This is a genomic window from Salipaludibacillus sp. HK11 (assembly GCF_047795645.1).
Taxonomy (GTDB): Bacteria; Bacillota; Bacilli; order Bacillales; family Salisediminibacteriaceae; genus Salipaludibacillus.
Genome location: NZ_CP181045.1, coordinates 4925627 through 4939943 on the forward strand (window position 1 = coordinate 4925627; position 14317 = coordinate 4939943).

Consider the following 14317-nt stretch of genomic DNA (forward strand, 5'->3'; position numbering starts at 1 on the left):
CATGTGTTTTTATTCGTATCATATGTGAAATATGTATTTTCGGAGCGCATGAGTAACTTACTCATGTGCTTTTTTGTTGTTTACAGCTTTGAGCTGATAACATATAAAAAATTTTGGAGGGATGATCATGTTCATCATTAGAATAATTAGGCGAAAGAGAAAGACAGAGGGAGAAACGACTGGTGGCGGTTAGAGTAGGAAAAAATGAATAAGGAAGTGAATAAAAATGTTCTCAGTACTGAAGAAATTAACATGGTTTTTTAAGAAACATAAAAAGCGATATATTACGGCGATTTTTTTATTGATTGTCGCTAGTTTGTTAGAGGTTCTTCCGCCACGTTTACTTGGGATTGTTATTGATGACGTTCATCAAGGGCGATTAACGGAAGAAGGGCTTAGGCAGTATGTTATTTTGTTTATTAGTCTGATGGTAGCGATCTACATTATAACGTATGTATGGATGAGGCAGCTATTTGGTGGTGCTTTTATTATAGAACGAACGTTACGATCACTGTATATGAAACATTTAACGAAAATGACCCCGACGTTTTATGAGAAAAACAAAACGGGAGATCTAATGGCAAAGGCGACAAATGACTTAAAGGCTATCTCACTCACTACTGGATTTGGTGTATTAACACTCGTTGATGCGACGATATTTCTAGTTATTATTTTGTTTATGATGGGATTTCTCGTCAGTTGGAAACTTACTATTGCAGCATTTTTACCTCTGCCAATAATGGCTTGGCTCATGCAAAAGTACGGAAAAGTTATTCATGAAAGATTTATGAAAGCACAAGATGCTTTCGGTGATCTTAATGATCAAGTACTTGAATCGATTTCAGGTGTGAGAGTTATTCGGGCCTTTGTTAAGGAGAATGATGATCAACAACGATTTAACGCAATAACAAAGGATGTTCTAGACAAAAATATCCAAGTAGCTAAGATCGATGCCCTGTTCGAACCGACGATAAAAATATTAGTTGGACTTAGTTATATGATCGGTCTCGGATACGGTGCCTTACTAGTTTTTCGTAGTGAAATTACGCTCGGTCAGTTAGTTTCTTTCAACATCTATTTAGGGATGTTGATTTGGCCGATGTTCGCCTTTGGTGAATTGATGAATGTGATGCAAAGAGGAAATGCATCGATGGACCGTTTAAATGAGACATTTAGTTACACTGCAGATGTCAAAAATGAAGATGATCCAGATAGAGATTTTCTGCCTGAGTCGATTGACATTCGCTACCTGTCGTTTCAATATCCAACTGCTAGTGAAGAGTCGTTGAAAAATATTCATGCTCATATTCCAAGAGGATATAGCGTCGGAGTTGTAGGGAAAACTGGTAGCGGTAAAACAACACTGTTCAAACAGTTACTAAGAGAATATCCAATCGAGACGAAGGCGATGTTCATATCCGCAATCCCTATTGAAAATATCGCCTTAGCTGAGTTGAAAAAGTGGATCGGCTATGTGCCACAGGATCAGTTTTTATTTTCTAAAACAATCCGAGAGAACATATTGTTTGGAAACCCTTTTGCCAATGAACAGGATTTAGAAAGAGTATTGGAACAAGCGTCAATCACGGCCGACATTGAAACGTTCCTACATGGAATTGAGACATTAGTGGGAGAAAAAGGTGTATCGTTATCGGGCGGGCAAAAGCAACGAATTGCAATTGCAAGAGCGTTAATTAAAGACCCTGAGATTCTTTTATTGGATGATGCTCTGTCAGCAGTCGATGCAAAAACAGAGGCAACCATCGTCAAGAATATTCGCAAAGAGCGGTCAGGGAAAACAACCTTTATTGCGGCTCACCGGATGTCAGCGATTAGACATGCAGACCTAATTTTGGTGATGGATGAAGGAGTTGTGGTAGAAGCGGGAACACATGAAGAGTTACTCGAAAAGCAAGGTTGGTATGGCGGACAATATGCCAAGCAGCAAATGGAAAAAACAGGAGAAGCGATTAGGGGGGGGCATCCATTATGAATCATGTAGGAAAAAGATTTTACGGATATGCGATGCAATTTAAACGCCTAATTTTATTGTCGTTATTGTTTTTGTCTATTGCAGCAGCGGCAGAATTAACTGGACCATTTATAGCTAAGACGATGATCGATAATCATATTATCGGTATCGAACAACCTTGGATTGAGCAATCACAAGGTGACGTCAGTTATGAAGGCAGAAACTTTGTTCGTGCAGATCGCATGGATTCACAATGGACAGAAGATCAAGAAGTGAACCTGTTGCAAATTGGGTTAAGTTATTACTTTATCGATGGACCCATTGAGTTTGATGGTGAAAGATCATTCTCAAATGGAGAAATGACAATCACTCGAGGAGAAGAGGAAGCTAATTATGCTGCGACAGAGATGTCTCAGTCTGATATCTATCTCTTTTTCCAACAGGAAATTCCCTACTTACTTTTTCTTATGGGGGGCTATTTTCTACTCGTAATCATTTCCGCGATTTTTCATTATTACCAAAGTTATTGGTTACAAACGTCAGCAAATCGTATTATTAAGAAAATGCGAGAAGATGTCTTTGCAAAAATTCATGAACTTCCGATTACTTATTTTGATAAGTTGCCAACTGGTAAAATCGTATCAAGAATCACAAACGATACTGAGGCGATTCGTGAACTTTATGTAAAAGTATTAGCGACATTTTTCACCAGTATTGTTTACATGGTTGGTATTTTTATTGCATTATTTTTGTTAGATACAAGGTTAGCATTTGCTACTCTCGTGCTTGTGCCTTTGCTAATTATCTGGATGGTCGTTTATCGTAAATATGCTGGAAAATATAATCGAGTCATTCGTGAGAAATTAAGTGATATTAATGGTCGAATCAATGAGAATATTCAAGGAATGCCAATCGTTCAGGCATTTGGCCGAGAAAAAGAAGTGAAAGAAGAATTTGAAACATTAAATCAAGAGCACTTTAAGTATAATAATAAACTGCTAACATTAAATGCGATGACTTCGTTTAATTTATTGAATTTACTGAGAAATATCGCGTTTGTCGCATTAATTTGGTTTTTTGGTGGGGGATCAATAGGTGTCGGCATGGTATTTAGCCTTGGTGTTGTCTATGCTTTTGTTGATTATATGAACCGCCTATTTGAACCAGTAAATGGAATTGTTAACCAACTCGCGCAACTAGAAGAAGCGAGAATTGCCGGAGAGCGTGTTTTTTCATTAATGGATGAGCCAGGAATTGCTTTGCAGGAAGGGCAACGACAACGATTTCAAGGAGATGTCGTATTTGATAATGTCTCATTCGCTTATGAGGAAGAACGATATGTGTTAAAAAACATTTCATTTTCTGCTAATAAAGGGGAAACAGTTGCCTTTGTTGGTCACACAGGATCAGGTAAAAGTTCGATCATGAACATTTTATTCCGATTTTATGATCATCAAATCGGTAGAGTGGCCGTCGATGGAATCGACATTCATGAGATGACAAAACAAGAATTAAGACAACATATGGCGATCGTGCTCCAAGATCCTTTTCTTTTCAGTGGAACAATTGCAAGCAATGTGAGCATGAATGACCCTTCTATTACTAGAGAACAAATTGTGATGGCCCTAGAGAAAGTAGGTGCGAGTGATTTACTTCGTACGCTTCCAAATGGGATTGATGAAGAGGTCAAAGAAAAAGGAAGTACGTTGTCAGCTGGACAAAGGCAATTAGTGTCCTTCGCAAGGGCACTTGTATTTGATCCTTCAATATTGATATTAGATGAAGCGACAGCGAATATCGATACAGAAACCGAAGAAGTGATTCAGAGAGCGCTTGATGTAGTAAAGGCAGGTCGAACGACGTTTGTGATTGCACACAGACTGTCAACAATCCGACAAGCAGATCAAATCCTTGTATTAAATAGCGGCGAAATTGTCGAGCAAGGGAACCATGAAAAATTAATGGATCTCACTGGTCGTTACTATCATATGTATCAGCTTCAAAAAGGGACAACGAGAGATTCAGCAAGTTAAAACTGACTTAATAGAGAAAGGGTATCGCTGATTAAGCGGTACCCTTTTCATAACAATAAAAAATAGTGAGTAGGAAAGTCTACATAGATTTCTCGCCAATTCCGACACGGTACCCGTAAAAATCTTCATTGAACAAGTGTTGAAAAGTAAACCAAGCTGTATCGGTGACCGTAATTCGAGACGTATTCTCTGGCAACATATCAACCTCAAATAAGATCTGTTTGGTAAGCGGCCCATCAGGTAAATACGTCGGACAAAAGATCGTCCAGTCAAGGTTGCTTGATTTCAAAGCATGATAGGCAGCCAAGTGGTCTTCAGCGGCGTTAGTGCTTTTTCTACGCGACTCTTGTGACTGAAAACGATATACTTCAGGATTCGAACGCGCTTGTAAAATACCTGCCGTTCCAATTGAAATAAATCTGGCTTTATTTTGTTTTACCATCGCATCAATAATTATTGGAGTTGCTTGCGATAAAGTGTCGTTTTTATCGGTAGCCAATGCGCTGAATACAACGTCAATATTATCGGAGATAGCAAGTTCTACGTCTTGACTATTTAAGACATTACCTTTAATGACATGTAAATTAGGGTTGTTTCGAACTTCAGTATTTAATTTGTTAGGGGAGCGTACCAAAGCGGTCACGTCGTACCCAGCATCAAGTGCGAGCGTTACAACATGTGAACCAACTCGTCCAGTTGCTCCTAATATAAGCATATTCATTCGATAGGTCTCCTTCAATTAATAAATATTGGAAGTCCTTTTCCCTTAAATCATTCGATCTAATCCTATAAAGAAAATTGTTATATGCTAGAATTGTAGTAGATTTATCGAAATGTTTTGAAGGAGCTTATGACAATGTTTGAATATATAGAGGCAATTAGTCAAGTTTTACGTGATCCATTTATGAATGCTGCAAATAGTGTCGAGTCCATTCCGTTATTGTTTGCACTTTTGTTAGGGGTAGTAGGTGCTTTAGCTCCGTGCCAGTTTTCAGGGAATATAAGTGCAATTACGCTTTATGGTACGAACTCTCTAAAAGATGGAATCTCTTGGTCTGACACTATTTTTTATGTATTGGGTAAGATCGTTGCTTTTTCGGGACTGGGATTGATTGTTTATTTTTTCGGTCAAGAATTTCAGCGACAACTGCCTATATTTTTTGAACCTATGAGAAAAATCCTCGGACCGATTCTTATTTTAATTGGAATTTATATGCTTGGATTTTTTTCGATGAGGTGGAATATTCGGCTTTGGAAACCTGCAAAAGGTGAGAAGCGAAAAGGAAAATGGGGCGCGTTTATGTTAGGATTTAGCTTTTCACTAGGTTTTTGCCCAACAATGTTTATTCTCTTTTTTGTGCTGCTCATGCCAATAACGATATCGACTGGTTATGGATTTGTTCTTCCAGGCCTGTTTGCAATAGGCACGTCAGTCCCCTTTCTCTTCGTGATATTTGTTATTTGGTATTTAGGATTAAGCGGACAAATCGTCAAAAAAGGACGCAAGATAGGTCTTTACGTCCAAAGAACAGCAGGTGTGTTTATGATTTTGATCGGAATCATCGATATCTTGACATTCTGGTAATTAGTCTTAATGTTTCGTATCGTCTGTGAGAAGAAATCCAGCTTGATCTAGTGCCTCAACTGCATCATCTAAGTCACGTTCAGAAGTCCCTTCTAGCGTGTGTAAATGCACGCCATCGGTCAGCTCAGAGAGATAACTGGCTTTTGTTTTTGTCACTTTACGGATGAATTGATAGACTTCTTTACGATTACTTACCATGATGCTAGCGGTAATATCTCCATAAATAGGGTGTTCCACTTTGACATCTTTGACGCGAACACCCTGATCGACAAGGATGAGAAGTTCCTCCTCGGTTTGCTCAGGCTGATGTTGGCAAGCTACCGTTCTGGTTACCCCTTCATTGGTGGGGTCTATTTCTGTCAAAATATAACCTTGGCTCGTAGCCATAATTGGGATGTTCTTTGCTTTTAATAATGAAATATCTTGGACAATTACCTGTCGACTGACGTTTAAGTGATTAGCTAGTTGCCCACCAGTCAATGGTTCGCCGTGACTTTTTAACAGTAAGATAATTTCATTTCGTCTTTCGTCTCCGAGCCACTTTTTTTTAGTCATCAACAATCCCCCTATTCGTTTGAAACTTCGATAATCTTCTTCGCGACGTAAGTTAATTCCTCTTCTGTTGTGTTCTTTCCAAATGATATTCTGAAAAATCGTAAACGCTCTTGTTCAGTCGAATAAATCGCATTCATTGCAGCAGATCCATCTAACTCTTCTGATTGACAAGCACTTCCTGTGGAAATACATATGTGAAATCGATCCAGTGTAAGAAGCATGTATTGCCCCTGCACACCGTGAATACCTAGTCCGAGAATCCAGGGAAGTTGGTTGGATTGGTCTGGATGTCCTTCAAGCTTCAAGCGGTCACCTAATGGTCTCAATTGATTGATAAACGTATTTCGAAGTTGCCAGGCACGTATCCTTTTCTCAGCTAATTCGTCATGCATGTCGATGGCAGCATGAGTAAATGCAGCAATTCCGGGCGTATTTAACGTACCTGGTCGAAATCCGTGTTGATGTGAGGTTAGTGGATAGACAGATGACCAGGTCACGTTTTCTCGCAATAAAACGGCTCCGACGCCTTTTGGACCATGAATTTTATGACTTGAAACTGAGATAGCATCGACACGAAATTCTGTAATATCAATAGATATTTTGCCAAATGACTGCACGCAATCACTGTGAAACACGATGTTATTTTGTTGAAACCATGATCCAAATTGTTTCAAAGGCTGAATTGTGCCTATTTCTGAATTAACATGTTGAATTGAAGCCAAAAATGTATCTTTTCGAGTCGCATTTTTTATATCCTCTAAAGAAACGAGGCCAAACTTATTTACTGGCAAATAGGTGACTTCAACACCTTGTTTCTCTAGCTGCTGGAAGAATGAATGAACAGTAGGATGTTCAATTGCCGTTGTGATAACATGATTTCCTAGGTGTTTATGTGCTAAGTATAAACTATTTAACGCTATAAAATTAGCTTCAGAACCTCCGCTCGTGAAGAAGATGTTTTCCTCACTCGTTCCAACAAGTGAGGAAAGCTTTTTTCTACAAGTGATTAATAATTGTGAAGCCTGTTCTCCCGCTTCATGGAGACTGTTAGCATTTGAAAAATAATTTTCACTTGCTTTGACCCATGTTTCGATTGCTTCCGTTGATATTTGTGTTGTTGCAGCATGGTCTAAATATATCATAATCAGCCAACTCTCATAAATGTCTTGTTATTAGTTTAATTTTATGTAAATATAGGTGTCAAGACACATGTAAAGAATATAGGTGATGAAGATGAAAAATACGGACGTTTTAATCATAGGTGGAGGGCTTGCAGCCGTGATGTGTGCGCTCAAACTCCCCGATCACATAAATGTCACAATCGTAATGAACGGTACGAAAAAAGATGGTAACTCCTGGAAGGCGCAGGGTGGCATTGCGGCTGCTTTAGATAAAACTGATTCATACTATCTTCATGAAGCAGATACATTGAAGGCAGGTTGTGAAATAAATAATCGACAGATGGTGCATATTCTTGTGAAAGAAGGAGCAAAGAGGTTAGAAAGCTGGATTAAAAAGGGACTAACCTTTGATAAGGACGATACAGGCAAAATAATTTTTGCACAAGAAGGAGCACATGGGCGAAGAAGAATTGTCCATGCAGGTGGAGATCAAACTGGTAAAAAAACAATGACTTTTTTCGCAAAACAAGTCGAAAATCATGCATCCTTTTATGAGAACTATGAAATGATTGACTTGATTACTGATGAAGGAACGTGTCAAGGAGCAACATTTTTGAATGATGAAGGTGAATTGCAAACGATATATGCGCATCATACCGTGTTAGCGACCGGTGGAATTGGTGGATTGTTTCAAGAAACAAGTAATGACCCGAACGTAATTGGAAGTGGAATTGCGATTGCAAATCGAGCAGGTGCTGCGATCTGTGATTTGGAATATATCCAATTTCATCCTACGTTGATATTTTCAGAAGGAAAGACGGTTGGATTAGCTTCGGAAGCATTAAGAGGAGAAGGTGCGACTCTCATCGATCAGTTCGGTAATAGGATCATGGAACATGTTCATCCGCTTAAAGAATTGGCGCCACGCGATATCGTCGCAAGAACGCTATATCAACAATCTCAAAAAGGTCATCAGTTATTTCTTGAAATTTCTTCTATTAGAAATTTCTCTGAAAGGTTTCCACAAATCACAGAATTATGTGAGAGTGGGGGTGTGAATTGGAAAGAAGGGAAAATTCCAGTAAGACCAGGAGCTCACTTCCATATGGGAGGTATAAAGACAAATGAGAACGGACAAACGAGTGTTCAGAGACTTTATGCGATCGGTGAAGTTGCCGGAAATGGCGTCCATGGTGCAAATCGATTAGCGAGTAATTCTTTACTAGAAGCGATTGTCTTTGGTGAACGAACAGGAGAGTGGATCGCGAATCATCCATTACCTGCTCCAATAAGATACATGAAAGATCAGAAACAAGAAACTCCATCAAATAAACCAAAATTACCAGAAAAGGAAGAAATCCGTCAGCGAGTATCCGACGCATTAGGGGTTGTTCGTAAAGGCAACACGATAGAAAAATTTATGGTATGGGTCCAACAATATAATATCGATGTTTGGATGTATCGTTCCCGTTTTGATTGGCATAAAGAAGAAATTCAAACAGCAAATATGTTAATGACCGCTTATTTAACCGCTCAAGCAGCTTTAGCAAATGAGAAAAGTTGTGGAGCTCATTTCAGAGTAGACGAAAAGGGGATGGAACAAAGTGAACAATCTTTTGTTAAAGCAACAGTTGGCTGATTTTTTTCAAGAAGATTTAGGATATGGTGACAAAACGTCAGATGCAATCTTTGAAAATGAAGAAGCTGAAGCTGTTTATATGACGAAACAAGCAGGAGTTTTTTGTGGTGAAAAAGTGATTCTTGCTGCTTATGAACTATTTTCAAAGAATATAAGAGTGACTCTTTTTAAACGAGATGGAGAACAGATCGAAGTGGGAGAAGTGATTGCGAAAGTAACGGGTCCAGTCATTGATTTACTAAGCTCTGAGAGAGTCATATTAAACTTAATACAACGATTGTCAGCGATTGCGACAAAAACAAATGAAGCAGTAAGAGAAGTAGAAGGTACAGGGGTGCAAATTTGTGACACGAGAAAAACCACTCCAGGTCTACGTATGTTAGAGAAATATGCTGTCCAATGTGGAGGAGGTAAAAATCATCGCTATGGACTCGATGATGCAATATTAATTAAAGATAACCACATTGCCCAAGTTGGTTCCGTTTCAAAGGCAGTGGAAAAAGTCAGAGGCGTTATAGGGCATATGACAAAAATTGAAGTGGAAATAGAGACATTCGAGCAACTGAAGGAAGCGATCGCTGCAAATCCAGATGTAATCATGCTAGATAATTGCTCTTCAGATCAAGCGAAGGTCTGGTGTAGAGAAATTCCAGCTCATATCACAGTAGAAATTTCAGGTGGGCTTACTTTAAAGCAACTTAGGGACTATGCAGATACAGGTGTCCATGTCATCTCAATGGGTGCATTAACTCATTCAGCACAATCACTCGATATTAGCTTAGATATCCTTGTAAAGGAAGGTGTCTCACATGTTTAAAACTGATTTATTCCAAGCGGTCCAACCGCAATTACCCGATTCATATAAACATGCGACTGATGAGGAATTGATAGAACGAGTCCAAGAAAGAAAGCGACAATTAGGAACAGATTTGTTTATTCCTGGTCACCATTATCAAAAAGATGATGTGATTCGTTTTGCAGATGAAACAGGAGATTCACTTCAATTAGCACAAGTATCAGCTAACTATCAAGAAGCTTCATATATCGTATTTTGTGGCGTACATTTCATGGCTGAAACAGCAGATATATTAACAAACGAAAATCAAGCTGTCATATTACCAGATCTACGCGCTGGTTGTTCGATGGCAGATATGGCCGATAAGCGACAAACAGAGCGAGCTTGGAGACAGCTAACCGAGTTATTCGGTGACTCAATTATTCCATTGACGTATGTAAACTCATCGGCGGATATTAAAGCTTTTGTTGGACGACATGGTGGAGCAACAGTGACGTCATCAAATGCTAAAACCATGATGGAATGGGCTTTTTCACAAAAGAAGAGAGTTCTTTTTCTACCTGACCAGCATTTAGGTAGAAATACAGCTTATGATCTAGGAGTACCATTAAATGAAATGGTCGTTTGGAATCCAATAGAAGAGAAAATAGAAGAGGACACAGAATTAGAAAAAGTAAAGATGATCTTATGGAAAGGACACTGTTCTGTTCATGAAAATTTTCGGATAGACCATGTAAATCATCTCCGGAAAAACGATCCTGACCGGAAGATTCTTGTTCATCCAGAATGTTCTTGGGAAGTGACTCAAGCATCTGATTTGGCTGGATCGACAAAATACATTATTGAGCAAGTTGAAAAGGCTCCAGCTGGAACGAAATGGTCGATAGGAACAGAGATGAATCTCGTAAAAAGGCTGGAAAAGAACCATCCGGAACAATCAATTGAATCATTGAATCCTGAGATGTGTCCTTGTTTAACGATGAATCGAATTGATTTGCCGCATTTATGTTGGACATTGGATGAGGTGTACGCGGGGAGATTAACGAATCAGATTAAGGTAGACGAGAAGGTTGCTGTTGAAGCGAAATTAGCGATCGACAGAATGCTGAAGCGATAGTTATTTTAATTTTAAAAAATAGTCAAGAGCATGCACATTGAAAGGTGTGCATGCTTTTCGTTGTATGCAGAGATTGGTGGCTTGCTCATTCTGTTTTTGTATCTAATTATTGCTAAGAATAGGAATTCGGAAATACTCTACTTTAGCTTTACTCATGAGATTTATTCTACGTCATACAAATAATCATATAAGGATATTAAAATAAACTCTTGCCAGTTAAAAAATGAGTATGTGTCCTTTCGAAAAAAGATGAGTAAACAAAAGGAATGTAGTCTAAAAAGAGGAGGAGTATCAATGAAAGAAATATACGAATCATTTGATAAAGCAGTAGTCGGTATTCATGACGGGGCGACGGTTTTAGTCGGAGGATTTGGCCTTTGTGGAATTCCTGAAAATCTTATTAAAGCACTTAGAAAAAAAGGGACGAAAAATTTAACGATCGTATCTAACAATTGCGGTGTCGATGACTGGGGGCTTGGATTGTTATTGGAGAACAGACAAATTAACAAAATCTATGCATCTTATGTAGGAGAAAATAAAGAATTTGAGCGCCAAGTACTCTCTGGAGAGTTAAATGTGGAGCTCGTTCCTCAAGGGACATTGGCAGAACGTCTGCGCGCTGGCGGTGCAGGTATCCCTGCTTTTTATACACCAGCTGGAGTTGGAACAAAAATTGCTAAAGGGAAAGAGACGAAATTTTTTGATGGAAAAGAATTTTTGTTAGAGAAAGCAATTAAAGGAGATTTTAGCTTAGTAAGAGCTCACAAAGGTGACACGTTTGGTAATTTAATTTATCGGAAAACAGCGCAAAATTTCAATCCAATGGTTGCAGCAGCAGGAAAAGTGACGATTGCGGAAATTGAATATTTAGTTAAACCTGGAGAACTAAATCCTGAGCATATCCATACACCAAGTATTTATGTTGATAAAATCATTCAAGGAACACAAGAAAATCGAATTGAGCGAAAAACAATCAAAGAAGCTTAATGGGGGTGGTGAGTAGTATGAATATTGATCGCAGAGCAATACGTGAAAAAATAGCAAGACGCGCGGAAAAAGAAATTCATGATGGTAATTATGTAAATTTAGGAATTGGCATGCCGACGATGGTTGCAAATTTCATTTCACCCAACAAACAATTGATACTTCAGTCAGAAAACGGTTTACTAGGAATTGGACCTTATCCAACAAGAGAAGAAGTAGACGCAGATTTAATTAATGCAGGAAAAGAAACAGTAACAACCATTGAAGGTGCAGCTTATTTCAGTAGCGCTGAATCTTTTGCGATGATTCGAGGTGGTCACATTGATGTAGCAATTTTAGGTGCAATGGAAGTAGCTGAAAATGGCGACTTAGCTAATTGGATGATTCCAGGAAAAGTGATCAAAGGTATGGGTGGTGCAATGGATCTTGTTCATGGTGCAAAAAAAGTCGTGATCATGATGGAACATGTGAATCGAAGTGGAGACACCAAAATTCTCACGAAATGTAGTCTTCCCCTTACTGGAAAGGGAGTTGTCAATCGTATTATTACTGACCGTGCGGTAATGGATGTGAGTGAAAATGGGCTTGAATTAATGGAGATATTAGATAACAGTACTTTTGATGATATTCAATCGGTTACAGGAGCGAAATTGGTAAATTCTATTATTTAGATTTGCACTTGAGTACTATATCTGAACAAAGTAAGGAAACAATGAGAAAGGTTTCCTTACTTCATATTAAGATGGGAGAAGATTGCACTTTTTTAACCAATGGTAATGCTATTTCGCGATTTTTGAGAAGTTAATTAGTTCCAAAATGAATCCTAAATATTACTAGCGATTCTTTTACATACGAGAGGTCGAATGATACAAACTATGGTTAAGTCAGGAGGTGAGAAACATGGCTAATAACAACAGTTCAAATCAGCTTGTAGTACCTGGTGTTCAACAAGCATTGGATCAAATGAAATATGAAATTGCACAAGAATTTGGGGTGGAACTAGGGGCTGATTCGACTTCTCGTTCTAACGGTTCAGTTGGAGGAGAAATCACAAAGCGTTTAGTGCAAATGGCTGAACAGCAGTTCAGTGGTCAAAAGTAACCAACTGAATACATGGCTGAAAAGGGATGGAGAAATCCATTCCTTTTTTTATAATTTAAGAATGTTTAACTTCGCTAATGGATGAAAGTATAAGATAAACTAAGGTTTTCGCCATGAAGGTCTTGGCGACAAGCCAAGTTTTTCTGACATGCACATTTGCTGAAAAAGTGCTGAAAATTTGAACTCTCTCCACTATTTTAGATAGTTGTCTACTTTAAATTTAGGTTACTTGATACAAAAGAATCCCCTCAACGTAAGAAGAGGGGATTCTGTAAATTTAATTAGAAATTAACGAATACGTAACTCATCTTCTGGATCGAAGAAGTGACACTTGTTCATATCAAATGCTAATTGTAGCTTGTTACCGCTAGTCACATCTGTACGTGAATCTACACGAGCGATAAAGTTTTGATCGTTAACTGTAGAGTAGAGGTAAGATTCTGCACCCATTAACTCAGCAACATCAATCGTAGCTTCGAATGTTGAGTTCTCAGAAGCTTCTAAGAATACAGGCTCATCATGAATATCTTCAGGACGAATACCTAAAAGCAATTCTTTGTTGTTATATTTTTCAAGCAACTTTAATTTTCCTTGTGGAACTTTTACCGGGAATTCACCTAAGTAGAAGTTTCCATCCTTAAGTGTACCATTTAAGAAGTTCATTGCAGGAGAGCCGATAAACCCACCAACGAAAACATTTTCAGGGTAATCGTAAATGTCTTTAGGTACACCTACTTGTTGAATGTAACCATCTTTTAATACGACAATTCGAGTAGCCATTGTCATTGCTTCTGTTTGGTCATGTGTTACGTAAATAGTCGTTGTTTGTAGACGGTGGTGAAGTTTAATAATTTCAGCACGCATCGCTACACGAAGCTTTGCATCTAAGTTTGATAATGGCTCATCCATTAAGAAAACTTTAGGGTTACGTACAATTGCACGGCCTAGAGCAACACGTTGACGTTGCCCACCGGACATTGCTTTCGGTTTACGATCAAGCATTTCTTGTAAACCAAGGATGTTAGCTGCATCGCGGACACGCTTGTCAATGTCTTCTTTTTTGAACTTACGAAGCTTTAACCCAAAAGCCATGTTGTCATAGACGTTCATGTGAGGGTATAAAGCATAGTTTTGGAATACCATTGCGATATCACGGTCTTTAGGAGCAACATCGTTTACTTTGTCGTCACCAATGTATAGAGAACCTTTTGTAATATCTTCAAGTCCAGCAACCATTCTTAAAGTTGTTGATTTTCCGCAACCTGACGGACCAACGAAAACAATAAATTCTTTGTCGACAACATCGAGGTTGAAGTCTGTTACCGCTTGCTCGCCACCGTCATAAATTTTATAAAGACTGTCGAATTTAATATCTGCCATGAAAAAAACCTCCTGATTTGTTTGTTAAGCACTG

13 protein-coding genes are annotated in these 14317 nt (G+C 38.5%); 9 read left to right on the plus strand and 4 right to left on the minus strand.

The window, feature by feature from the left end:
• Positions 1 to 226 precede the first annotated feature (226 nt).
• Positions 227 to 1993 (plus strand): ABC transporter ATP-binding protein, encoded by a 1767-nt coding sequence (locus ACM26V_RS23340; RefSeq protein WP_416149148.1) that lies wholly within the window; start codon positions 227 to 229, stop codon positions 1991 to 1993.
• On the plus strand, positions 1990 to 4005 hold the full coding sequence (locus ACM26V_RS23345) for an ABC transporter ATP-binding protein (RefSeq protein ID WP_416149149.1): 2016 nt from the start codon (positions 1990 to 1992) through the stop codon (positions 4003 to 4005). Before ACM26V_RS23340 ends, ACM26V_RS23345 begins: the two co-directional genes overlap by 4 nt.
• Positions 4006 to 4084: 79 nt before the next feature.
• Here ACM26V_RS23345 and ACM26V_RS23350 read toward each other — a convergent pair whose 3' ends face one another.
• On the minus strand, positions 4085 to 4726 hold the full coding sequence (locus ACM26V_RS23350; RefSeq protein ID WP_416149150.1) for an NAD(P)-dependent oxidoreductase: 642 nt from the start codon (positions 4724 to 4726) through the stop codon (positions 4085 to 4087).
• A gap of 135 nt (positions 4727 to 4861) precedes the next feature.
• Here ACM26V_RS23350 and ACM26V_RS23355 point away from each other — a divergent pair, with 135 nt between their 5' ends.
• Entirely contained in the window at positions 4862 to 5590 is a 729-nt protein-coding gene (locus ACM26V_RS23355) for a sulfite exporter TauE/SafE family protein (RefSeq protein WP_416149151.1), read from the plus strand.
• Between the two features lie 6 nt (positions 5591 to 5596).
• Here the strand turns inward: ACM26V_RS23355 and ACM26V_RS23360 are convergent, their stop codons facing one another.
• Positions 5597 to 6145, minus strand: coding sequence for a transcription repressor NadR (locus ACM26V_RS23360; RefSeq protein ID WP_416149152.1), 549 nt, complete (start codon positions 6143 to 6145; stop codon positions 5597 to 5599).
• A gap of 11 nt (positions 6146 to 6156) precedes the next feature.
• On the minus strand, positions 6157 to 7287 hold the full coding sequence (locus tag ACM26V_RS23365) for an IscS subfamily cysteine desulfurase (RefSeq protein WP_416149153.1): 1131 nt from the start codon (positions 7285 to 7287) through the stop codon (positions 6157 to 6159).
• Between the two features lie 91 nt (positions 7288 to 7378).
• Between ACM26V_RS23365 and nadB the strand changes: the two genes are divergently transcribed.
• The 6 genes from nadB (at position 7379) to ACM26V_RS23395 (ending at position 12903) form a co-directional block, all read left to right on the plus strand.
• The gene (gene nadB / locus ACM26V_RS23370) at positions 7379 to 8905 is read left to right on the plus strand and encodes an L-aspartate oxidase (protein WP_416149154.1); all 1527 of its coding nucleotides are present in this window, start codon (positions 7379 to 7381) and stop codon (positions 8903 to 8905) included.
• Positions 8871 to 9722 (plus strand): carboxylating nicotinate-nucleotide diphosphorylase, encoded by an 852-nt coding sequence (nadC, locus tag ACM26V_RS23375; RefSeq protein WP_416149155.1) that lies wholly within the window; start codon positions 8871 to 8873, stop codon positions 9720 to 9722. The genes nadB and nadC overlap by 35 nt, the downstream gene beginning before the upstream one ends.
• Complete coding sequence (gene nadA, locus ACM26V_RS23380) at positions 9715 to 10818, plus strand: quinolinate synthase NadA (protein WP_416149156.1); 1104 nt, start codon at positions 9715 to 9717, stop codon at positions 10816 to 10818. Before nadC ends, nadA begins: the two co-directional genes overlap by 8 nt.
• 294 nt (positions 10819 to 11112) lie before the next feature.
• Positions 11113 to 11805, plus strand: coding sequence for a CoA transferase subunit A (locus tag ACM26V_RS23385; RefSeq protein WP_416149157.1), 693 nt, complete (start codon positions 11113 to 11115; stop codon positions 11803 to 11805).
• Positions 11806 to 11822: 17 nt separating this feature from the next.
• Positions 11823 to 12473 (plus strand): 3-oxoacid CoA-transferase subunit B, encoded by a 651-nt coding sequence (locus ACM26V_RS23390; protein ID WP_416149158.1) that lies wholly within the window; start codon positions 11823 to 11825, stop codon positions 12471 to 12473.
• A 229-nt stretch (positions 12474 to 12702) separates the two neighbouring features.
• The gene (locus tag ACM26V_RS23395; RefSeq protein ID WP_416149159.1) at positions 12703 to 12903 is read left to right on the plus strand and encodes a small, acid-soluble spore protein, alpha/beta type; all 201 of its coding nucleotides are present in this window, start codon (positions 12703 to 12705) and stop codon (positions 12901 to 12903) included.
• Between the two features lie 288 nt (positions 12904 to 13191).
• On the opposite strand, the gene ACM26V_RS23400 is transcribed toward ACM26V_RS23395, so the two are convergent.
• Positions 13192 to 14283 (minus strand): ABC transporter ATP-binding protein, encoded by a 1092-nt coding sequence (locus ACM26V_RS23400; RefSeq protein WP_416149160.1) that lies wholly within the window; start codon positions 14281 to 14283, stop codon positions 13192 to 13194.
• Between the last annotated feature and the right edge of the window lie 34 nt (positions 14284 to 14317).

Bases quoted from the DNA above. Each gene is read 5' to 3' on its own strand.
- ACM26V_RS23365 (WP_416149153.1), bottom strand. From the start codon at position 7,287: ATGATATATTTAGACCATGCTGCAACAACACAAATATCAACGGAAGCA.
- ACM26V_RS23395 (WP_416149159.1), top strand. From the start codon at position 12,703: ATGGCTAATAACAACAGTTCAAATCAGCTTGTAGTACCTGGTGTTCAA.
- nadB (WP_416149154.1), top strand. From the start codon at position 7,379: ATGAAAAATACGGACGTTTTAATCATAGGTGGAGGGCTTGCAGCCGTG.
- ACM26V_RS23400 (WP_416149160.1), bottom strand. From the start codon at position 14,283: ATGGCAGATATTAAATTCGACAGTCTTTATAAAATTTATGACGGTGGC.
- ACM26V_RS23385 (WP_416149157.1), top strand. From the start codon at position 11,113: ATGAAAGAAATATACGAATCATTTGATAAAGCAGTAGTCGGTATTCAT.
- ACM26V_RS23340 (WP_416149148.1), top strand. From the start codon at position 227: ATGTTCTCAGTACTGAAGAAATTAACATGGTTTTTTAAGAAACATAAA.
- ACM26V_RS23345 (WP_416149149.1), top strand. From the start codon at position 1,990: ATGAATCATGTAGGAAAAAGATTTTACGGATATGCGATGCAATTTAAA.
- nadA (WP_416149156.1), top strand. From the start codon at position 9,715: ATGTTTAAAACTGATTTATTCCAAGCGGTCCAACCGCAATTACCCGAT.
- ACM26V_RS23350 (WP_416149150.1), bottom strand. From the start codon at position 4,726: ATGAATATGCTTATATTAGGAGCAACTGGACGAGTTGGTTCACATGTT.
- ACM26V_RS23360 (WP_416149152.1), bottom strand. From the start codon at position 6,145: ATGACTAAAAAAAAGTGGCTCGGAGACGAAAGACGAAATGAAATTATC.
- ACM26V_RS23390 (WP_416149158.1), top strand. From the start codon at position 11,823: ATGAATATTGATCGCAGAGCAATACGTGAAAAAATAGCAAGACGCGCG.
- ACM26V_RS23355 (WP_416149151.1), top strand. From the start codon at position 4,862: ATGTTTGAATATATAGAGGCAATTAGTCAAGTTTTACGTGATCCATTT.